This is a genomic window from Pontibacter sp. HSC-36F09 (assembly GCF_024171605.1).
In the GTDB taxonomy this organism is placed as follows: domain Bacteria; phylum Bacteroidota; class Bacteroidia; order Cytophagales; family Hymenobacteraceae; genus Pontibacter.
The window spans coordinates 12156-35258 of sequence record NZ_JALKAA010000009.1 but is presented as its reverse complement, the minus strand read 5'-3'; the positions used below and the strand labels follow the sequence as shown (position 1 = coordinate 35258).

The 23103-nt window shown below is 43.3% G+C and carries 18 protein-coding genes; all 18 read left to right on the top strand.

Annotated elements, in window-relative coordinates; genetic code table 11:
• Complete coding sequence (locus tag L1278_RS18525; RefSeq protein WP_253406517.1) at window positions 1–1125, top strand: DegT/DnrJ/EryC1/StrS aminotransferase family protein; 1125 nt, start codon at window positions 1–3, stop codon at window positions 1123–1125.
• Window positions 1118–1762: a DapH/DapD/GlmU-related protein gene (locus L1278_RS18520; protein ID WP_253406516.1), complete on the top strand. Its 645-nt coding sequence runs from the start codon at window positions 1118–1120 to the stop codon at window positions 1760–1762. Before L1278_RS18525 ends, L1278_RS18520 begins: the two co-directional genes overlap by 8 nt.
• 11 nt (window positions 1763–1773) lie before the next feature.
• Window positions 1774–2748 carry a glycosyltransferase gene (locus L1278_RS18515; RefSeq protein WP_253406515.1) on the top strand — a complete coding sequence of 325 codons (975 nt, stop codon included), beginning with the start codon at window positions 1774–1776 and terminating at the stop codon, window positions 2746–2748.
• Window positions 2749–3117 carry a hypothetical protein gene (locus L1278_RS18510; protein WP_253406514.1) on the top strand — a complete coding sequence of 123 codons (369 nt, stop codon included), beginning with the start codon at window positions 2749–2751 and terminating at the stop codon, window positions 3115–3117.
• Entirely contained in the window at window positions 3110–4093 is a 984-nt protein-coding gene (locus L1278_RS18505; protein ID WP_253406513.1) for an NAD-dependent epimerase/dehydratase family protein, read from the top strand. The genes L1278_RS18510 and L1278_RS18505 overlap by 8 nt, the downstream gene beginning before the upstream one ends.
• Window positions 4090–5247 carry a DegT/DnrJ/EryC1/StrS aminotransferase family protein gene (locus L1278_RS18500; RefSeq protein WP_253406512.1) on the top strand — a complete coding sequence of 386 codons (1158 nt, stop codon included), beginning with the start codon at window positions 4090–4092 and terminating at the stop codon, window positions 5245–5247. Before L1278_RS18505 ends, L1278_RS18500 begins: the two co-directional genes overlap by 4 nt.
• Before the next feature lie 379 nt (window positions 5248–5626).
• Entirely contained in the window at window positions 5627–6325 is a 699-nt protein-coding gene (locus L1278_RS18495) for a polysaccharide biosynthesis/export family protein (RefSeq protein ID WP_253406511.1), read from the top strand.
• A 12-nt stretch (window positions 6326–6337) separates the two neighbouring features.
• A complete protein-coding gene (locus L1278_RS18490) occupies window positions 6338–8683 on the top strand; it encodes a tyrosine-protein kinase (RefSeq protein ID WP_253406510.1) in 2346 nt (781 codons plus the stop codon).
• Between the two features lie 46 nt (window positions 8684–8729).
• Window positions 8730–10211: an oligosaccharide flippase family protein gene (locus tag L1278_RS18485; RefSeq protein ID WP_253406509.1), complete on the top strand. Its 1482-nt coding sequence runs from the start codon at window positions 8730–8732 to the stop codon at window positions 10209–10211.
• A 210-nt stretch (window positions 10212–10421) separates the two neighbouring features.
• Entirely contained in the window at window positions 10422–12872 is a 2451-nt protein-coding gene (locus tag L1278_RS18480; RefSeq protein ID WP_253406508.1) for a glycosyltransferase, read from the top strand.
• 127 nt (window positions 12873–12999) lie between these two features.
• Window positions 13000–13851, top strand: a complete 852-nt coding sequence (locus tag L1278_RS18475) for a glycosyltransferase family 2 protein (RefSeq protein WP_256488728.1) — start codon at window positions 13000–13002, stop codon at window positions 13849–13851.
• Window positions 13852–13939: 88 nt separating this feature from the next.
• On the top strand, window positions 13940–15088 hold the full coding sequence (locus L1278_RS18470; RefSeq protein ID WP_253406506.1) for a hypothetical protein: 1149 nt from the start codon (window positions 13940–13942) through the stop codon (window positions 15086–15088).
• A 230-nt stretch (window positions 15089–15318) separates the two neighbouring features.
• Window positions 15319–16467 (top strand): glycosyltransferase family 4 protein, encoded by a 1149-nt coding sequence (locus L1278_RS18465; RefSeq protein WP_253406505.1) that lies wholly within the window; start codon window positions 15319–15321, stop codon window positions 16465–16467.
• Between the two features lie 95 nt (window positions 16468–16562).
• On the top strand, window positions 16563–17810 hold the full coding sequence (locus L1278_RS18460) for a glycosyltransferase family 4 protein (RefSeq protein WP_253406504.1): 1248 nt from the start codon (window positions 16563–16565) through the stop codon (window positions 17808–17810).
• Between the two features lie 32 nt (window positions 17811–17842).
• Complete coding sequence (locus L1278_RS18455) at window positions 17843–19195, top strand: hypothetical protein (protein ID WP_253406503.1); 1353 nt, start codon at window positions 17843–17845, stop codon at window positions 19193–19195.
• A 33-nt stretch (window positions 19196–19228) separates the two neighbouring features.
• Window positions 19229–20122 carry a glycosyltransferase gene (locus L1278_RS18450; RefSeq protein ID WP_253406502.1) on the top strand — a complete coding sequence of 298 codons (894 nt, stop codon included), beginning with the start codon at window positions 19229–19231 and terminating at the stop codon, window positions 20120–20122.
• A 67-nt stretch (window positions 20123–20189) separates the two neighbouring features.
• A complete protein-coding gene (locus tag L1278_RS18445) occupies window positions 20190–21392 on the top strand; it encodes a glycosyltransferase (protein WP_253406501.1) in 1203 nt (400 codons plus the stop codon).
• A 451-nt stretch (window positions 21393–21843) separates the two neighbouring features.
• Window positions 21844–23100, top strand: coding sequence for a glycosyltransferase (locus L1278_RS18440; RefSeq protein ID WP_253406500.1), 1257 nt, complete (start codon window positions 21844–21846; stop codon window positions 23098–23100).
• Window positions 23101–23103 lie beyond the last annotated feature (3 nt).

Below are 23103 nucleotides of genomic sequence, written 5' to 3'. Positions count from 1 at the left end.
ATGGATACCTTAGCCATCCAGCAAAAAATATCATGCCTTGACCTGAAAGGTCAGCATCAGCAAATAAAGCAGGAAGTATTCGAAGCTTTTGAGAGGGTGTATGAAAATACCGCCTTTTCAGGAGGTCCCTTTGTGGAAGAGTTCGAGAAAGATTTTTCTACGTTCTGCCAGACCAAATATGCGGTAGGGGTAAACAATGGTACATCAGCCTTGCATCTGGCAATGCTCGCTTTAGGTATTGGGGCTGGTGATGAGGTAATCGTTCCGGCCAACACCTTTATTGCAACTGCATGGGGCGTTTCCTACACAGGAGCTATACCTGTTTTTGTTGACTGCACTCCCGATACCTGGCAGATAGATGCAGCTAAGATAGAAGACAAGGTAACTTCACGCACAAAAGCCGTTGTAGGTGTACACCTGTATGGCCAGCCTTTTAATATCGAGACGTTGCAGGCAATATGCAAGAAATATGGCTTATATCTTCTGGAAGATGGCGCACAGGCCCAAGGAGCACGATACAAAGGCACTCCTGTAGGAGGCTTCGGCGAAATGGCCTGTTTTAGCTTTTACCCAGGTAAAAACCTCGGTGCATGTGGTGAAGCCGGAGGTATAACTACAAACAATGAAAAATATTACTCGCACCTGCATAGCCTGAGAAACCACGGCTCAACTGTTCGTTATTTTCATGATGAAGTAGGATATAATATGCGGATGGGAGGGTTGGAAGGAGCTTCTCTTTCTGTGAAGCTAAAGTATTTGCCAGAATGGAATGAGCGGAGAAGACACATCGCAAAGCGTTACCAAGACGAAATTGATAATATTTATATTCAAATGCAGACTCAACCTGATTGGGCTGAGTCAGTGTACCACCTTTTTGTGATAACTACTGAGCACAGAAATGATCTTATCAGCTACCTAAATGAGAACAATATTTTCCCTGGTCTTCACTACCCGGTGCCGTGTCACCTTCAGAAAGCTTACGAGCATCTAGGTTATAGCGAAGGTGATTGTCCGTATGCGGAATACTTGGCAACCCACTGTCTGTCATTACCCATGTATGCTGAACTGACGGATGTGGAAGTGAGTCATGTAATTGGAGTCCTAAATGCTTATAAAAATGCCTAGGAAAAAGCTCGTCATATTTCCTTTTAACGGCAATGGAACAGAGGCATTGGACTGTATCAATTTTGATGAGTTTGAGTTCATCGGTTTTGTGGATGATGATGCTCACAAAGAGTCAAAGCAATATGATATTTACAACCGAGAAATCCTGCATCAGTACAGGGAGCTTCATGTACTTGCTGTGCCTGGCAGTCCTATTTCATTTCGGCAGCGAAAGGAAATAATCAGCTCACTAGGTATAGAAAGGAGCAGGTATATTAATGCTATTCACCCACGAGCCTGTATCGGGCGGAATGTTCACGTTGGGTCAAACTGCCTGATTATGGCAGGCGTGGTGATTACCAGCAATGCTCAAATCAGGGACCATGTGTGCATTCTTCCTAACACAGTCATACATCACGATGTAGTGGTGGAGGAGTATACGCTCATAGGAAGTAATGTAGTAGTGGCGGGTGGGACTAACATAGGGAAAAGCTGCTACATCGGTAGCGGAACCAACATCATCAACGGCATAAGTATAGGTGATGAATCACTGGTAGGCTTAGGTAGCAATGTATTAAAAGGTGTAGGGAGCGGAGCGAAAATGGCAGGCAACCCTGCCAGAGACTTGAACGCCCACACAAAAATTGAGATGCTGTAAAATTCCATAACATGGCTAAGGTATCCGTAATTATTCCGGTTTTCAACGAAGCAGAAAACATCGACCACCTAGTATTTGAGTTGAACTCGTATTTTCAGCAGGTGACGAAATATGATACCGAAATAATCTTCGTAAACGATGGTTCTTCAGACGAAACCATGGAAAAACTGAAGAGCGCACCTCACCTTTCCTATACCTATAAGATAATCAGCTTTTCCAGAAACTTCGGCTCGCATGCCGCCCTAAGAGCAGGTATAAACAGAGCGAACGGGGATTACATCACGTTTATGTATGCTGACCTGCAGGATCCACTCTCGCTAGTAAGTCAACTGTATGATGAGATGGAAAGCAAAGGTGTTGATATTACCTGGGCATTCAGGAATTCCACCGCAGTAGCCAGAGCAGAACAGTTATTCTCGTCCGCCTATGCCACACTGATGCGAAGATATGCTGTTCCTAACTTCCCAAAAAAGGGTTTTGATGTTGTCATGTTCAGCAGGAAGGTGAAAGGTTGCCTGGATAATAACGTAGAGAATAATTCCTCCATCTTCATTCAGATTTTGAGCCTAGGTTTCAAGCAGACAGGTATAACCTACGACAAAAGAGCCCGGCTGCTGGGAAAGTCCAAGTGGACTATATCCAAAAAGATAAAGCTGCTGATTGATTCATTTGTTGCATTCTCATTCGCCCCCATCCGGTTAGTTTCATTCATAGGAATAGTTTTTTTTCTGTTAGGGATTTTTTGGTCTGGGTACATCATTTTCAGGAAAATCATGTTTGACGATTTGGCAAGTGGTTGGCCTGCGCTGTTGTCTATCCTGATGGTGGGTTTTGGGATTACTAATATCTCTTTAGGAATCATCGCAGAGTATCTGTGGCGTACGCTGGATGCCAGCAGGAAAAGACCAGTGTTTGTGATAGACGAGATTGTGGAGGAAGTGATGGAGGCTTCCTCAGAAACAAGGGTGCTTTTAAACATCAAGTAAATGACCAGAACGATACTTTACATCCTGCTCTATGCCGCCTTCAATGTATCGGGCGCCGCATTGATAAAATGGCAGTTGAAGGGAAAAAGCCTTGAGACTCTGAATGAGTGGCTGAAACTAGTTTTGAACCTGCCTTTCATCGCAGCTTTCCTATTGATTATCTTTTCTGCTCTTGCTTTCTTCAAAGCCTTATCAACTAACAGCTTTTCCTTGATTATACCCATTGCAACGGGTGTAAACTTCATTTTAACAATCGGAGTAGGATATTACTTGTTTCAGGACAGGCTGTCTACGCTCTCCTTCATTGGTTTTATATTCATCATCAGTGGCATTCTTATCCTTAGTCTAAACAATCAAGCCCATGCATAACAAGATTCAAGACAGTGTCATCCTTATAACCGGAGGAGCCGGTTTCATAGGTTCTTACGTAGTGGAAGAACTACTAAGAAGCAATCCAGCGAAAATTATCATTCTGGATAACCTGATACGAGGGAGCTTTGACAATATGGGTTCTTTCATAGAAAACCCAGTCGTTGAGTTTGTTAAAGGGGACATTAGAGACACGGCGCTATTGGAGAAATGCATCGCAAGTGCGGATTATGTCTTTCACATGGCCGCTTTACGCATCAATGCCTGTGCTGCTAACCCCAGGGAGGGCTTTGACGTGATGCTGAAATCGACATTTGAGCTAGCAGAACTGTGCGTAAAGCATAAGGTGAAGAAGGTGATTTATAGTTCCAGCGCCTCAGTATATGGATTGGCCCAGCACTTCCCTACTCCCGAGACAGATAATCCATATGATAACCAGACCTTCTATGGCGGCGCAAAGCAGTGGGGTGAGCAACTGTTCAGAAGCTATAGATTCATGCATGGACTAGATTATGTAGCGCTCCGCTACTTCAATGTGTATGGTGCACGAATGGATACCGATGGCAAATACACAGAAGTGATGATTCGTTGGCTGGACTGCATCCGTGACGGCAATGCACCACTCATTTACGGAGACGGCAGTACCACCATGGACTTTGTGTATGTTAGGGATGTGGCAAAAGCAAATGTCGCCGCCTTATGCTCTGTTGTGACAGACGAGGTCTTCAACGTTGGCAATTGTGAAGAAACCAGCCTGAAGCAATTATTGGAGGTAATACTGAAAGTAAACAACTCGTCACTCATACCTGAGTTCAGAGAGGAGAATACTGTGAATCCTGTCAGTCGGCGGTTAGCAGACAATAGCAAAGCAAAAAGATTGCTGGACTTTCAACCAACTGTAAGTTTAGAGGAAGGATTGATAGAACTGAGCCAGTGGTATTCTGAAAAGAAAAAAACAACAGCATTAAGCCTATGATACCTATTGCAAAACCCTTTATTACAGAGGAGGAAGCCCAAGCCGCTTACGACACTATCCTGACTGGATGGATAACCCAAGGTCCAAGAGTACAGGAATTTGAAGAAAAATTCGCCGCCTATACCGGGGCGAAGTATGCAGTGGCAGTGTCAAACTGTACCACAGCGCTGCACCTATCTATGATTGTGTCAGGTATAGGGCCAGGTGATGAGGTAATCTGCCCATCCATGAGCTACATTGCCACTGCTAACTCAATAAAATATGTTGGGGCTACTCCTGTCTTTGCCGAAGTGCAACCAGATACGTACAACCTTGACCCTGTTGACGTGGGGAAAAGGATAACAAAAAGAACCAAGGCTATTCTGCTGGTACACCAGATAGGTATGCCAGCCGATATCGATGCTTTTCAGGAACTCTGCAATAGGCATAGTCTGAAATTGATAGAGGATGCTGCCTGTGCTGCCGGTTCTGCCTACAAAGGCAAAAAAGTTGGGTCACACTCAGAACTGGTATGCTTTTCATTTCACCCACGGAAAGTGATTTCGACAGGGGATGGAGGGATGATTACGACCAACAGACAGGATTACTATGAAAGGCTGAAGCTTTTGCGGCAGCACGGCATGTCTGTGAATGATAGGGTGCGCCATGAGTCTGATAGGGTTATTTTCGAGGACCACGTAGAAATTGGTTACAACTATCGCATGACAGACATACAGGCAGCAGTGGGTATCAAACAACTGGAAAAACTGGATTGGATTGTGGAGGAGCGTAGGAAAATTGCGGCAGCTTATAACCAAGCTTTCAAAGGTATAGCCTCCATTCGGTTGCCCGAAGAGAAGGAGGGGTACTTCAGTAATTTCCAATCCTACAGCATCTACCTGAAACACACTGCTCCAGTAGACAGGAACACGTTGATGCAGCACCTGCTGGATAAAGGCATAGCCACCAGAAGAGGCATTATGAACACACACCGGGAGACCGCCTATAAAAACTACATGCCAGGAGTTTCTCTTCCAGTGTCTGAAGATTTGCAGGAAAACTCAATCATGCTACCACTGTATGTGCCTATGAAGGCAGAGGACATAGAGTATGTCATTGATTGCTTCACACATGAAATACTTGCAGTAGCTGATACGGATAAAGCTCTGGTATGATTTAGTAGACTAAGATTTCCTGTTCGATAGGAACGGTGGCTAGATGAACTTATGAATCAGCCACAGATAAGAAAATCGGCTTAATCATAACATAGGATGTATGGGTAAGGGAGCGAGTTTAAAATAACATATAATTGAAATATATAAAGTTTTAATTGGCCTGTGAGAGTTGCGGTATAACCTCTTATGAGACGGCTAAATCCAATTTTACAGAATATTTTATGGAATAATTGCAAATATATGTGGTTATAATTTTATTATTGGCGTATACCTTATAGTGACTGCTAATCTACAATATATGATTACCAAAGCCCTTATTATATGTTGTTTGCTGTTTCTGATTTCCTGCTCTCCAAGGAACCTCACCTATCTGAGTGATTTGAAGGAACAGGAGACAAAAGAGGAGCCGATTCTGAATGATGTGGATCCCAGGATTCAGCCAAATGACATTCTGGATATTACCATCACCAGCCTTAGCGCTGAGTCTAATGTCATGTTCAACAGCGGCATAATTCAGGTTGGGGGGGCAGGAAACAGTTCGGGTGCATCGGCAAAGCCAGTGGGCTACCAGGTCGATAGAAATGGCTATGTGCTAATCCCGGTGTTAGGAAAAGTGCATCTGGGAGGTCTTACAAAAGAGGAGGCCAAGGAGCACCTGACATCGGTTTTGGGCAAGTACGCCAGAGACCCGATTGTGGATATGAGGTATATGAATTTCAAGATAACCGTCATCGGCGAGGTGAACAATCCCTCCACCTTCACGGTGCCCCATGAGCGGATAAACGTGTTGGAGGCGTTGGGCCTTGCGGGGGATTTGACACCCTACGGCAAGCGGGAAAATGTCCTGATAGTGCGGGAGCAGGATGGGAAACGCATCACGTCCAGAATCGACTTGAACAGTAAGGATGTGCTGAACTCTCCTTACTTCTACTTACAGCAGAACGATGTCATCTATGTAGAGCCGGATAGGGTGAAGGCCGTTCAGGTAAGCCCAGGACGTTCCAATTTACAATTCGGTATTTCTGTAGGGCTGGCATTATTGTCTGTCGTCACCATACTGGTATCACAGGTTTTTTAGGAGTAGTCAAAAATGAAAGATAGAGAGCTGTTTCCACTCAAGTCAGAGCAACCACAGGCCAAAGACATCAAAGAGATGATTGGCCAGTACCTCAAGTACTGGTATCTCTTCCTGATTGGTGGTGCGCTGGGCTTTGCAGGAGCTTATCTGTACTGTCTTTACTACACCACCCCGCAGTATAGCATCAGTAGTACCATCCTGCTGAAAGGAGACAGTGAAGCTGATGCAGGGGCCTTAGGGGATTTGAGCGTAGGTAAAACTTCCAAGAACATTAACAACGAAATAGAAGTGCTCTACTCTCTAAGCCTGATGGAGCGGGTTGTCAGAGAGCTGGACCTGTCTACGAGTTACCTGGTAGAGGGACGCGTGAAGAGCGAGGAGGTATATGGGAAGGATGTGCCCATCAAAGTTTTGGTAAGCCAGTATGACTCAAGCGCTTTTGGGAAGTCCGTAATCATCCATCTGAAGTCAGACAACACCTATGTGCTGGAAGAGGATTCTGGTAAGGTAGCCACTCACAAATTCGGACAGCAAGTCAACAGGCCTTATGGGGCTTTCACGGTTGTAGCTGCGCGCGGCGTCTTAGCAAGCGAGATACCAGCCGGCAAAAAAATACAAGTAGTCTTCCAGGACCTGAAACGGGTGGCGCAGCATTATAACCAAAGCATCTCCATTCTACCACAGCGTGACGATGCCAGTGTTTTGAGAATAAGCCTAGTCGATCCCGTGCCTGAGAAGGGAATACACATCATCAACAAATTGGTGGAGGTGTATAATAAGGAAGCGATAGAGGATAAAAATCTGCAGGCATCCAGTACCATTGATTTTTTGGATGAGCGCTTAAAGTATATTACGACGGAGCTCTCTGACGTGGAGAAGGATGTGGAGAGGTATAAGCGCGAAAACGAACTCACGGATGTCAGCACGCAGGCTTCGCAGTATCTGGAGCAGGCGAGCGGGTATAACAGCAAATTGTCAGACTGGGCCATTCAGATTGAGATTTTAGAGTCAATAGAAGAGTACTTAGGAAGCGATAATAACCAGTACAAGATGGTGCCGAGTACGTTGTCCATCCAGGATCCTACGCTTGCGGGTTTGATTTCAAAATTCAATGAACTACAACTAGAGCGGGAGCGGCTTCTACGCAATGCTTTCCCCAACAACCCTTTGGTGCATAACATCAATGAACAACTGAAGGACCTGCGTACCAACATTATCGAAAACCTGAGAAACATCAAGAAGGGACTCATCATCACGAGCAATAACCTGAGGGCAAGCTCGGGGCAGTATAAATCCAAAATAAGCAAGGTGCCGTCTATGGAGAGGGAGCTGCTGGAAATAAACCGGGAGCAGGCTATCAAGCAAAACCTGTATCTATACCTCCTGCAGAAGCGTGAAGAGTCTGCTTTATCGCTGGCAGCCAGCATCTCCAACTCCAGGATTATCGACCCGGCCATCGCGACAGATTATCCGATAAGTCCTAACAAACGAAATATATTTTTGATGTCCATCTTGCTCGGCTTGGCTGTGCCGTTTGCAGGCGTGTTTGTGTATGGGTTGTTTAATACCAAAGTGCAGACCCAAAAAGAAGTGGAGCACCTGACAAGTGTGCCCATACTAGGGGAGTTGATGCACAATACTTCAAGTGAAACACTTGTTGTAACGGTTGGCAACCGTTCTCCTATCGTTGAGACATTTCGGCTTATCCGGGCGAAGCTGAATTTTGCTGCCATTGATAAGGAGAACAGGGTCATGCTGGTTACCTCGTGTATGAGTGGCGAGGGAAAGACGTTCTTCACTATCAACCTGGGGGCTACCCTGGCTCTGACAGGTAAAAAGGTGGTGTTGCTTGAGCTGGACCTGCGTAACCCGAAGCTGTTCAAGAACATAGGAATGGAATCCTCTTTTGGTATTTCTGATTACCTGGTATCGGCCAGCATCCTAATTGATGATATTGTAATGCCTGTGGAGAATACCGAGGGGCTGTTTGTTGTGAGTGCAGGCACGATTCCACCTAATCCTGCAGAATTGATGATGTCTGTGAAACTGGCGCAGTTCATTGACAACCTGAAAGCTAGCTTTGATTACATCATCATAGATACTGCCCCTGTGGGACAAGTGGCAGACGCGTTCTGCCTGGGCCCCCTCATTGATTCCACCATTTTCATTATCCGGTATAACTACACCCATAAGGAGCAACTGGCAATACTTGAGAACATCTACAGAAACAAAGAGCTGAGCAGTCCTATGGTTGTTCTGAACGACGCTAAGAAGGGAAGCGGAAGCAGGTATGGCTATGGTTTTTACAAAAGTAAGGATATGAAGAAAAAGAATTTTTGGAAAGTAAAAAGCATATAGAATATCCTATTTAAGCCAGCTTTAGAAATCTCCTCAAAACACTGAAATGACAGTTAAACAAGATTCATATAAACGAATCATAAAAGCTACCTCCATATTCGGAGGGGTACAAGTATTTAATATCCTCATCTCAATCATGCGAACGAAATTCATTGCAGTACTACTTGGACCAGCAGGGATGGGAATAGCGGGATTGCTAGTCTCAACGACAGCATTGATAGGAAGCATGACTAATTTTGGATTGGCAACAAGTGCGGTGAGAAGTGTCTCAGTCGCAGCTGGAGATGATGAGAAAATAGGAGTGACTGTCTCCGTATTGCGACGCCTGGTCTGGCTGTCGGGGATTTTGGGCACACTGGTTACCCTGTCCTTGTCCTCTTTCTTGAGTGAGCTGACCTTTGGCTCCAAAGATTACACAGTTGCCTTTATGGCGATCTCTGTCACGTTACTCCTAGCACAACTGAGTGCTGGTCAGATGGTGATTTTACAAGGCATGCGAAAGCTAAAGCTCCTGGCTAAGGCGGATATCGCAGGAATGGTTTTAGGTTTATTTACTTCAATTCCAATCTATTATTTCTTAGGTATCAAGGGGATTGTTCCAGCCATTCTAGTAAGCTCTTTGATAGCACTTGCCTGCTCTTGGTATTTTTCTTCTAAAATACATATCCCCAAAATTGCTATAAGCAGCTTAGTGCTAAAAACAGAAGGGCTCCCGATGTTAAAAATGGGCTTTATGTTAAGCCTCAGCGGGTTAATCACCGTTGCTGCTTCCTATATCTTGAAAATATTTATTGGCCGGACCGGTGGAGTGGAGCAAGTAGGCTTTTACAGCGCAGGATTTGCCATGATTAATACCTATGTGGGAATGATTTTTACGGCTATGATGACCGATTATTATCCCCGTTTAGCTGAGGTTTCCATGGATAATATTGCTACTAAGAATGCCATCAACGAACAGGCGGAAATAGCTATACTTATCATCGCCCCGATTCTGATAGGGTTCATTGCATTTGTAGATTGGGCGATTATTCTTCTCTACACTGATGCGTTTCTTGTTATAAACGGAATGCTGCACTGGGCGACTTTGGGGATGTTGTTAAAAACAGGCAGTTGGGCGGTTGGTTTCATATTTTTAGCGAAAGGAGCTACGGGTATTTTTTTTTGGAGTGAACTGGTAGCAAATATTTATATGGTGATGTTAAGCGTTTTAGGGTATTATCTATTCGGCCTCAATGGCCTGGGTATGGCATTTTTGGCGGGATATCTCTTGCTCTTTTTCCAAAACCTTCTAGTGGCAAACTTTAAGTATCAATTCAAATTCTACAATGCTTTCTACAAGATTTTTTTCTCTCAATTCATACTGATTATACTTTGTTTCATTTCGATAAAAATCGTTGTAACGCCCTTGTCGTTCTTCATAGGTATGGCCATTCTGGTATTGTCTCTTCTCATTTCCTATAGAGAGTTAAATGCAAGGTTAGATTTGAAGCAGGAACTGTTGAAAATAATCAAGAAAAGAACATCCTGATTTTAGTAATGTCCTTTATTTTGTCATGATAGTGAGTTCTATAGTCGTTAATCAATTTAAATCATCACATATAAAACCAAGTAATCACATCCAAGAATCATAAGCATTTTAGTCAACAATAGGCTTTATCATTCAAAAAAAGAGGGTTTGTCTTATGGTGCTGCTAAAGAAAAGGAGTCAGGGCGCCAATAATCAAGAAATGAAAAGTAAATGGAGCAGTTGAACAAGAAACCTAAACTAATATTCTTTCAGTGGAATCATAGCGCTGCACCTCTCTTTATACAGTTGCATATGCAACTTCATGTAAAATGTTTGGCTGAATTCTTTGATTTGATTATCATCAACGAGGATTGTGATTATCTGCAAGTCTGTGAAACCCATAAACCCGATTTGGCTCTTTTCGAGGGTGGTTACAGGACTTCTTTATCCAAAAAGCTTACGATTAAAAATACAAGCAGTCATCCAGACATACCAAAACTGGGGTTGCATAATGGGGATCCTTGGTGTGATTGTCGTGCTGGATTTATCTCGGATATGGACCACTGGGGTATAGAAACGTTTTTTTCGATAAGCACGACGACTGCAGAACACACCCCTGAAATTGCTGATTATTTATTTGTTTGGCCAAATTTTATAGACAGCGATATCTACCATGACTACAAGCAAGCAAAGATAATACCGGTTCTATTTAATGGATCTATGAGTCCATTGTATCCTTGGCGTCAGAAAATACACAAGCTGATTTCCAAGCAATATCCTGCATTAACGTTTCCCCATCTAGGTTATGAGAGCCGTTCTTCGATGATGATACACGGGGAAATGTACGCGCGCACAATAAACGCTTCTTGGTTTGTCCCGGCTTGTGGAGCCATTGCTAAAGAAATCGTTCGCAAACATTTTGAGATTCCCGGTTCCAAATCCTGTTTGATTACAGAAAGGAGTCCCTCTCTTGAAGCAGCTGGTTTTATTGACATGCAGAACTGCGTATTCGCTGATGAAACCAATGTGTTAGATAAGCTGGATTACTTATTCAAAAATACACGAACGCTTGAGGCGATAATCAATGAAGGGTATAGGCTTGTTCATTCGCGTCATACCCTTAAACAGAGGAATCAAATATTCCAATGGTATTGCCTATATAAAAACCTTGGTATTAACCAGAAAATAATTCAGGTCAACCCCTTCGAGCCACTACGAATTGTAGAAAGAGAATCCGGACTTACTAGCAACCACATTTTAGGTAACGGATTACACTTAGAGTACTTGCGTAAGGGAGATGAAAAACTAAAAAGAGGTCGCTACGATGAAGCAGAGGCTTTCTACTTAAAGAGCTTAAGCTACGTATCGTATATGAGTGAGCCGAAGCTTAGACTAGGTATCTGTAGTTTGTACAAAGGTAAAACGGCCGAAGCGGAATATTGGATTATTGGACCCAACCTGAATAATCTCAGCAATTATAAGCCCTCCGACCCTGATCCAATTGAGTGGGCTTACCTGATTATCAGTTTACTCTGCAAAGGAAAGTTAGGCCAGGCTGCTTTACGCGCTGATCAATTTCCGACGCTTAACCACACTGAGTTGGTACGTACCCGCTGGGCAGTAGGCCTTTTGCACAACAAGGCGAATCTCATATCCTGCCCTAGCCACCCTGAGTCAAAGGAACGTTATACTATACACCAACTTCCCCCTTTAAGCTTCAATGATTGGGTTTTGAACTTATGTAAAATGCTCAGGGCTTGTCAGCAGATTAGGTATGCCGATGAGTTGAGTAGCCATGTTGCTACCACCGATGAGGCCATGAGCAAAAGACCCTATACTATAGTAGGAGCTGTAGATTCGTTACATAAATCTCTAATTAGTCTTCGTATTAAATGGCTTGCTGGGCTATCCTATACTTTTAGAGCGTTGCACATTCCGAATCATCACTCCGCTTTGCCACCTGCTTTAGAAATAGATTATTTCATACGGTTAATGAAGTGGGCAAAATTAGGCCAATTAAAGAAAATATACATCAGCCTAATCAGAAAGTATAAGTATTATTCGATGCCTTCGGAGGAGGAATTCCACCTGAGAGTTCAAGAGTTAGTACAGAATGTAAAAATACACTCCATCCTAAGGATAGGGGCATCAACTCGGAGTACCGGTGAAAGAGCCATTCTCACTAGCATAAATGAGGACCAGGCAAATTCATCAGTTTTTGATATCAAAATAGGTAGGAATAGCTACACAGAACGTGGTTCTATATCCGATAAGGAGTGTGCAATCAAATACGTTAACTTGATATGTACCAAGTCTGACCCCTCTTTATCGCAGATAACGGCTTGCGTCAAGCATATTAAGGAAAACCATGGGATAAAGAGATTTGATATGGTGTTGCTTGACGAGATTAGCCAAACTATTTGTGAGCAGATTACTGGGCTAGTAGAACCAGAGTTTATAATTCTGGTAGGTGCAAACTTCACTACTTTCAAGCTGAGGCATGCGTTGGTTGAGAATTCCAACTATATAGTCATGGATGAGAATCCTGCGGCCTCCACCCTCTATGTGATTCTTAAAAAGGATGACAACAAATCATTTGATGAGGACTATCGAATAGCGAAGCACAAGGCTACTTGCAGCACTGATTTGAGTATAAACACTCCACTGCTGAAAAGTTCCTAATTGAGTCAAGAATGTCACCGAGTGTATCCAATAGCCACTATTGAATGGACTAGGATGGGGTGTTTGGTCAGAGCGGAGTAATACTGTGAACATGAAATAAGATGCGGTTAATGCCCTTAAATTTTTTATGACCGGTCAATCAAATAGCGGAATCAAGTTGTCTGTTGCGTTAGTAACCCGCAATAGAGCGGCAAGCTTGGCAAGAACTCTGGAGAGCCTGGACAAACAGAAGCCGAAGCCTTATGAGGTCGTCATCTCAGACGACTCTGATATTGACTCAGTGATTGCCTTAAATTCTGCATTAGCTCAAAAATATTCTTATAAGTATGTCAGAGGACCTGGGAAAGGGTTATACGCCAATAGGAATTTCGTGGCAACGCAATGTGTTGGTACTCATATTAGGACAATGGATGATGACCATGAGTTTCCTGAAAACCATATCACCGATTGTACGATAGCCATTAATAAAGAGCCAGAAACTATATGGACTATCGGGGAATTTTACCCTTCTGATAAAATCAAGGCTTTACCGGCTCCCATTGCCGGTCAACTTCATCCTAGAGGGTACTCCTATTCCCCGAAAGAAATGAAAGACTATTATGGGATTTCATGTGGAGCTACCATTTACCCAAGATCGGTCGTTGATAGGAAGATCCTGAATTTCGAAATGTACAAATTTGGTATTCTATACCTGGAGTATGGAGTTAGGTTATTTAAAAAAGGATATACTATTAAACCTCTAGATAGCACGTTTATTATCCATCATTATGATGAAAACAACAGATCAGTAAATTCAAGCGATATCACAAATAGTGCACAAGTCTTTTCAATGCTCATGCTCTCCTTTTACCACATGAAAAATTTCAAAAATATTTTTTTTACCTCCGCTGAGATTGGAAAGAATTTAGTACTTAAAAGGTATCCCTTAAAAGTCGTCAAGGATGCTTTGACACACTATCGGAATGCGACTAGAAATTAATGTTGCGTCGCTGAAGTTGTTGACTTATGACTATACGGCGTGGTGTGATATTTATAGTCCTGATTAGTAGGAAGATTAATCTGTTACAGTGGTTGAATTAGATAGAAATAGCGAGAAAATTGCTGTTGTTTTCCTTACAGGCTCATTGCAGCCAAGATGCGATGGAGTAGGGGATTATACTCGTCTCCTCGCATCTGAGTTGATACGTCTGGGACACAAAGCAACTATTATTTCGCTTCGCGATACCTTCATCGATGAGGAGCAAGTATGCAAACAACACGAAGGGGAGGTAGAGATTGCCGTGCTTCGGTTGGCATCCAAGACTAAATTCAAGGATCGGATGGAACGAGCCAGGGGCTGGATAGAAGAGTTTAACCCTGATTTCACAAGTTTTCAGTTCGTGCCTTTTGCTTATGACCCGAAGGGTTTGCCATTTGAGCTTTGCTCTCGTTTATCGTTTATCTGTAAAGGCAAACTGCATATCATGTTTCATGAGCTATGGGTCGGAATGAATGAGGGAGCGCCAATAAAATACCAACTATGGGGATTACTGCAAAAGCTATTGATACAACTTCTGATTTCTAACTTGAAGCCACAGGTTATTCATACGCACACACAGGCCTATCAGGTCTTATTAAACAAACTGGGTTACAAGGCGCAGTTTTTGCCTTTGTTTTCGAATATCCTCTTGGTTAAGCCTGAGGCGGTAAAAATTGCTAAAGGTGGGTACCTACATGAGCTGTCATTCATATTGTTTGGCGCCATCCACCCGAAAGCACCGGTTGAAGAGTTTGCGAATGAAGTGCGCGAGTATGCCACTGCAAGTGGATTGAAAGTAAGGCTTATCATAGCAGGCCGATGCGGTGCGGAACAACAGAATTGGGAAAGAGTATTCGGTTCGGTTGGGGCAGTAGTGGATACTATGGGGGAGCAGCCTCCTGAGGCTATCTCAAAGTTGATGTCGGAAGCATCAGCAGGTATAGCGACCACACCACTGGCACTCGCTGATAAAAGCGGTTCGATCATGGCGATGAAAGTACACGGCTTACCAATAATCTGTGTCTCCGCTCCATGGAAACCGAAAGGTATTGGCACTTTGAAACCTCCAAGCGGGGTGACAGAATATAGGAAGGGGAACTTGACCGAGTGTTTATCTGCCCAGGCAAGTCAATCTGATGCAGCTGGCCATAAAGTAGTTGCACATCAGTTCTTAAGTGCTATTCAAGGTAATGTTTAAGATGACATGTATAGTACGATGGCAAGCTTAGTTTTTCTTTGGTCTAACCGAATGAGCTTTCCTATAATGTCCAGCGGATTCTTTAGGTCATGGGGTAGGCGCCTGCTCTCCCTCCCCGAACTTGTGCTCCAGAATAGGAGGTGTTCGAAGCTCGTAGAGCTTGGGGCAAGCATAATCTCATTAAGGTCTCCAGATTTATCAGAGTAGAAGAATAAATGAAGTAAAGCAATATGAAAGTGCTCTTATATTCACATTTTTTTTATCCCTCTATTGGAGGCCTCGAGAATGTGTCACTGACACTTGCTCAGCTACTCGTTTCGAGTCATGTAAACTGTAAAGTAGTTACCACAACAGCTGCGGACGGGCCTGACAATCTTGGAGTTGAAATAATAAGGAACCCCGGGGAGAAGCATCAGATAAGATTAGTTAGATGGGCTGACATTATACTTTTCAATGGAGCTAGCTTGGCCTTACAACCATGGATATTGCTCTTTAAGAAGCCTTTCATTTGGGTACATACAGGATACCAGGTGTCATGTATTGATGGGTGTGGCTGGGTAGATGGGGAACGAGCTCCTTTGACACCTGCTTCCTCGGTAGTTTACCATGTGAGAAAAAACGGTTGGAAGGCAGGGGGCGTAGGAGGATTCAAGTTACTGTTAAAAAGGATTTTTGCTAAATATTTAGTTTCTAGGAATGTAGCTATCACTAAGTGGATGTATAATGCACAGCCATTGCCTCGGCAGGTACATATCTACAACCCTTTTCCTCTAAATAGCTTTTTGGGTTTAAAGGACACTACTATAGTGTATGATTTTATTTATGTGGGCAGGCTTGTCAGCGAAAAAGGGGTAGCCAGTCTGATACTGGCTTTTTCAAGAGTCTTAAAAGATGTAAACCGCCCCACAAGCCTGTTGATAATAGGAGATGGGAACTGGAGAGCTAAAATGGAGGCATATGCTGGAGAACTCCAAGTTACGCAGCACGTGACATTTGTAGGAAGGAAAGCAGGGAGTGAGCTGGTGCATTATGTTTCCAAAGGCAGAATAGCCATTGTACCTTCTGAGTGGTATGAGCCCATGGGCGGCGTAGCTCTTGAGTTGATGGCTGCGGGCAGAAACCTGATTGTATCTGAGTTAGGGGGATTGAAAGAGTGTGTGGGGGATGCAGGACTAACTTTCCCAAACGGAGATGCTGAGGCACTAGCAAAGTGCATGCTTATCCTATTGACAGATGCTTCAGCCCGAAACAGGCAGTTGAGATTAGGGAGGGATAGGGTCAAGGAGTTTCTGCCTTCTATTTTCGTAGCGCAGTACATAGACCTGCTGCAAAAGGTGATAGCTGAGAAGGCAAGCAAAACAGAGGTAGCACAAGTTTAACCTAAATGGAGGCCATACTTCGGCAAAATCAAATAACACGCTGGGAGGTTTAAGCTCCTCACAGCAAGAACACACTCTAAAAATCAAAAGAAGGTATGGCGTTAATCTTTTCACATCCAACCGGCAATGCCAATGTTCGGGCTGTCGCCTCAGGATTGCTGAAGGAGAGGATGCTGCATGAATTCTATACTTCTATTGCGACTTTTCCCGGTGATTTGATAGATCAGCTGAGCTCGGTTAAGCCCTTCAGTGAAATCAGGCGCCGCAGGTTTGATCAAGATTTGAAGCCATACACCCGCACGGCACCCTGGAGGGAGCTGGGAAGGCTAGCTGCAACCAGAAGTGGACTCTATAGACTTATCGCGCATGAAAAAGGTCCATTTTGTATAGATGCAGTTTACTCCTCTCTGGATAAAGCAGTTGCAGGTAGATTGAGGAAGACCAATGGACAAGGGGTTAAAGCTATCTATGCCTACGAGGATGGGGCAGAGTTTTCATTCATGGAGGCAAAAAAGCACCCTATAAAGTGCTTTTATGATTTACCCACTGGTTACTGGCGCGCTGCAAAAAGACTATTGGAAGCTGAGAGAGAGCTTCGGCCGGAATGGGCTTCCACAATGACAGGCTTTAGTGACTCGCTGAAAAAGCTCGACCGGAAAGACAATGAACTCCGATTAGCAAACTGCATTTTTGTTGCGAGTAATTTTGTGGCAGAAACCCTTAAGGAATATCCTGGCCAATTAGCTCCGATAGAAGTGATACCATACGGTTTTCCTTCCGTTGCTGAAAATAGAACTTATCGTAGGTTTTCGGGCAAACAGCCTCTTAAAGTGTTGTTTGTGGGAAAGTTAACCCAGCAAAAAGGGGTAGCGGTTCTCTTTGATGCAGCCGAAAAACTCAGAAAGTTCATCCAATTAACAGTAGTCGGTCATAAGGCTGTTGACAATTGTCCGGCATTGGATGCTGCTTTATCAAAGCATACCTGGATTCCATCACTGCCACATCATCGGATTCTGGAACTTATGCGGGAGCATGATTTGCTTATATTCCCCTCTCTTTTTGATGGGTTCGGATTGGTCATCACAGAGGCTATGTCCCAAGGCACCCCGGTGATAACGACGCATCGCACAGCTGGACCCGATTTGATTGAACATGGGAAAAATGGCTGGTTGGTGCAGGCTGGTTCTACAGATGCCCTTATACAGGCGATGGTAGGTTGCATAGAGCGTCCTGATTCCATTGCTGAGGTTGGTTACCAAGCTATGGAAACAGCCATAAAAAGGCCTTGGGTCATGTATCAGATTGACTTGGCAGCAGCAATCAGAAGACAGTTGCTTGTGTGAAACTAATCTTTAGAAATTTCTTCCATTAAGAAATGAATCCAGTAGCAAGCCATTTAGAAAGATTAAGACCCGGAGCCGCATCAAACCAAATAGAGTTTGATGGGTGCAACAGAGCTGTTTCTGCCAAACAGCTAAAGGTACTCAAACATGGAATTTGGGCCTACTTCCTGCTATTGATGTTTGAAGGAGCATTAAGGAAATGGCTTTTGCCAGAGTTGTCCACCCCCTTACTGATTATCCGTGACCCATTAGCGCTTTGGCTGGTGCTGACTGCTTGGCACAGAGGCCTGCTACCCTCCAATGTATATCTGAGCAGCATAGTAGTTATTGGCATTATTGGGTTTTACACGGCAGGTTTCTTTGGACACGGGAACATCTTTGTGGCGCTATTCGGAGCCAGAATTTACCTCATCCACATACCATTGATTTTCGTAATCGGGCGCCTTTTTGATAAAGATGATGTAGAAAGGTTGGGAGTGGCAGTACTTTACTTGACTATTCCCATGTCAGTGCTGATAGCACTTCAGTTCTACAGCCCTCAGTCAGCCTGGGTTAATCTTGGAGTCGGTGGTGATGCAGGGGGAGCCGGCTTTGGAGGAGCAATGGGTTACTTTAGGCCACCCGCCACATTCTCTTTTACAAATGGCACGTCCTTATATTTTAGTTTTGCGGCCTGCTTTATCTTCTATTTCTGGATTAACCCCAATAACGTGTCCCGCTTGCTGCTCATAGGTGCCACAGCAGCTTTGCTCGTGTCAATCCCTTTGTCCATCAGCCGGGGCTTGATGTTCCAGGTCGCAGCTACGCTCTTCTTCACTCTAATTGCTATTTCAAAAAAATCAGAGCACCTGTTGCGAATGGTTATGGCTTGTGTTGTAGGGGCCTTTGCTGTGGTGTTATTGTCGAATTTAAGCTTTTTCAATACAGCAACGGAAGCCTTTACAGCCAGGTATGTCGATGCAAATAAAATGGAAGGCGGATTAGAAGGCGTTTTAATTGATCGTTTTTTAGGAGGTATGATAAGTGCCTTAACCACTTCCTCAGAGTTGCCTTTCTGGGGTTATGGAATGGGTATGGGAACCAATGTGGGCAGTATGTTACTGACAGGGAAAACAGAATTTTTGATTGCGGAAGGAGAATGGGGAAGAATCATTGGGGAGCAGGGGCCATTGCTAGGAATTGCAGTGATACTGCTAAGATTAGCATTGATTCTTAAAATTGGTTTAGCCTGTTATGAGAAGTTGAACGAGGGCAACCTCTTACCTTGGCTACTGTTGAGCTTTGGCTTATTTAATATCATGCAGGGCCAGTGGGCCCAGCCTACATCATTGGGTTTTAGTGTCATGGTTGGTGGTCTTATGATAGCATCAATGAGAAAAGGATAGAGAATATGAAATTACGCTAACTATATACTCTTTATGAACATAGCTTTCTGTATTAACCGCTTGGGACTAGTAGGACTTGGTGCAACATTATCTTCGCTAATCAGAAATTGCTCTAATAAGGACGGGTTACGGATATGGTTCCTTTGTGCTAATATGAGTTCTCGTGACAAAAATCAGATTACAAAGCTCCTGAGAACTAAAAAGTTCTGTGGGACATATAACTATATAGATTTCAATCCGGAGCAGCATTTTGGTGTATTTGCGTCACTTCACGGTGACTGGACTACTTACGGTCGCTTACTGCTTGCTGATTTGATTGATGTAGAACAAGTGCTTTACCTTGATTCAGACCTTCTTATAGAGACAGATGTTTGCGAGCTTCAAAATTTCGAGTTCGATGGACATATATTAGCAGCAGTAGGTGGGGGTAAATTCGAATATACCCTAGGAAATAAATTTTATCTGGGAAAAGCAGGTATGAGTCCTGAGACAGAATATTTTAACGCAGGAGTATTACTTTTGAACTTGAAGTTATGGAAACTTAAGCAAGTTAAAAATGAATGCTTTGCTCTTGCGAAGCAATATCAGGGGGAGCTCCCTTCTCATGACCAATCTCTTCTGAATATAGTGTGCGCTGGAAAGTTTGCGAAGCTGCCTACCTCCTTCAACTGCCAATGGGAGGCAACACAGCCTAAACCACAGGTAGCTGATAAGATGATTTTGCATTTCATTGGCTCACCAAAGCCATGGGACCCTTTGGGTTTTATGCTACACAGGGGCTATAATGTATGGTATCAATATTATGACAGTGCATGGGCGTCATATTTTGGCCAACTTACACTTGCAGAACTCAACCGAGTGTGGCATATCCGGCGTTCTTACATCCGTTGTATACTGAACCGGTTAAGAGCTAAAAAGGCTGCATGAAGCATGCTAAATATTTAAGATATTCTATTTCATTCTTTGTTGGAGGCTGACTTACTAATCTTAGTATATGCACATCATATTTTTCTCACATCCCTCTTTCCTAGGTTCTCAAAGTATGCCTCGCTTTGTCCAGATGTTGGCTGTGGGAATGGAACAGCGTGGGCATGACATAGAGGTTTGGTCTCCAAAGCCACTGTTATATCGCTTGCCTATGTCAACTAGATTTCGAAAATGGCTTGGGTATATAGACCAGTATGTAGTTTTTCCTCTTTTAGTTCGTATTCGCCTTTCCAGATGCTCCCCTGAAACATTGTTCGTATTCACAGACCATGCATTAGGGCCTTGGGTTCCTTTGGTTTCGAACCGATTCCACGTAATTCATTGCCACGATTTCCTTGCTCAATTATCAGCAATTGGTGAAATAGCGGATAATCCTACTAGCTGGACAGGTCGTTACTACCAAGCGTATATCCGACGCGGCTACTCCACTGGGAAAAACTTTATTTCTGTTTCTAATAAAACTCGTGATGAATTACACAAATTACATCGAAAACGCCCGGCAATATCCGAGGTAGTTTATAATGGGTTGAATCGGTTTTTCACCTCGAGTGCCCAAACAGAGTCTCGAACTAAGCTAGCTGAAGTAGCTGGAATAGATTTGTCCCGCGGTTATATCCTTCATATTGGAGGTAATGAATGGTATAAGAATCGATTAGGTGTTATTGAAATATATACTGCTTGGCGGCGACAGAACAACCAGAGATTGATGCCACTGTTAATGGTCGGCCATAACCCATCCTCTATTTTGCTTGAGACACATTCAAAATCACCCTACAAAGGGGATATACATTGGATTAGTGATTTAGGAGATGATATAGTTTGTTCAGCTTATTCTGGAGCAGATGTCCTCCTGTTTCCATCTTTAGCTGAAGGTTTTGGTTGGCCTATTGCTGAAGCTATGGCTTGTGGTTGTCCTGTAATCACTACAGGTGAGGCTCCCATGACTGAGGTAGCGGGTGAAGCAGGGTTTTACATTCCGCGCCGTCCTTACAATAGCCAGACCATTGATAACTGGGCTTCAGAGGCCGCTGAAGTAGTGGAGAACGTTCTGACTCTTACGCCTTCAGAACGTAGTAACGTTATTGAACTAGGTTTTGAGAATGTAAGAAGATTCGATACTAAGCTTGCGCTAAACCATATTGAGAAGATTTACTATCATGTTCTAAATATACAAATATGCTCAGACCCTAATACTGCGCAAAATGCTTAAATAACTCCTAATCATTTGTTAAAGAACTCGTAATAGTACACTATTTACAAACATTTAAATATTTTCAACATTTAAATTAATTCATAGTATAATAATAGGGTATAAATTGGCTTTTTTTTTACTAAGAGATAGTCAATATCTTAGTTATACGGACTCGCTTCACATTATAAAGGTTATGGTAAATTATAAGCATAATACACAATGTGCAGGTATAGAAGAATGGTCAGAAAGCTTGGGCCAACAGATGATTTTTGTATCTAGTATTCTTGTATATATATATTTATCAAGATGCTAAAAGTTACTCTATTCAGGATTCATAATATACAATTTGAATCCTAGAGATAATTCTAATGCTAATATGCACTTGAATTTAATAACCTATAGCGACAAACTATTGATTTGATTATCAACGTCCTCTTAACGCTTCGAACGTTCTTGTCATTAACTGCGCATGAAAATACTCCACGTAATAGCAAGTATGAATCCAGTTCAGGGTGGTCCCTGTCAGGGTGTAAGGAATTATATACCTGAGCTACAAAAACATGGAGTATATAATGAAGTAGTATGCTTGGACAAGCCGCAAGATTTTTTTTTAAAAAGCGATGGTTTCAAAATTCAAGCACTCGGGCCTGGTAAGAGTCCCTGGTGCTACAGTGCTAAATTATTACCATGGCTTTTAAACAACCTAACTCGTTTTGATTCAGTTATTGTGCATGGCTTGTGGCTTTATCATGGATATGCGGTTAAGAAGGCTGTGGAGATGTTGAAGAGACGTCATAAGGCCGAAGGATTTCCATGTGAATTGCCTAAAGTATTTGTTATGCCTCATGGCATGTTGGACCCTTACTTTCAATTAGCGAAAGAAAGAAAATTAAAAGCAATTCGGAATTGGTTCTATTGGAAGTTAATTGAACGCAGAATCATAAATGAAGCTAATGGGGCCCTATTTACCTGTGAGGCCGAACTACTGCTAGCCCGTAAACCTTTTCGCCCATACAAGCCCCAACAAGAATCATGTATTGGATTTGGTATTGCAGAGCCGCCTGAGTTCAACCATAAGATGTATGGTGCTTTTCACCAAAAGTGTCCTCAGGTGGTCGGTAATACATATATCCTCTTCCTAAGCCGGATACATGAGAAAAAGGGAGTGGATATGCTGCTTAGGGCTTATGAACGTGTGCTGGAAGCTCGATCTAGTCTGATGCAGGTGGAAAGTCACGATGGAGAAAGTTCCGGCGATTGCCTCGATAATTCATGCTTCCCGAAGCTGGTTATTGCAGGTCCGGGCTTGGAAACACCATATGGTCAGCACATTCAAAGAATGGTTTCTCAGTCTCCGAAGCTACGGCAGTCAGTTTTTTTTCCGGGTATGTTAACCGGAGATGCAAAATGGGGTGCATTCTATGGCTGCGAAGCATTTGTACTGCCTAGTCACCAGGAAAATTTTGGGATTGCAATAGTAGAAGCACTTGCTTGTAGTAAACCAGTGTTGATTTCTAACCAAGTGAATATCTGGCGTGAGATAAAGGCTTCTGGCGGGGGTATGGTGGCTGAGGACACAATGGCACAGACACAGCAAATTCTGGAAAAGTGGGACTCTCTTTCATTTTCTGAAAAAGCAGAAGTTGGCTTAAGGGCTAGGAGGGCTTATGAAGAACATTTTGCAGTAGAACCCGCAGCTATAAAGCTCTTGTGTGCTGTGAGATAATCA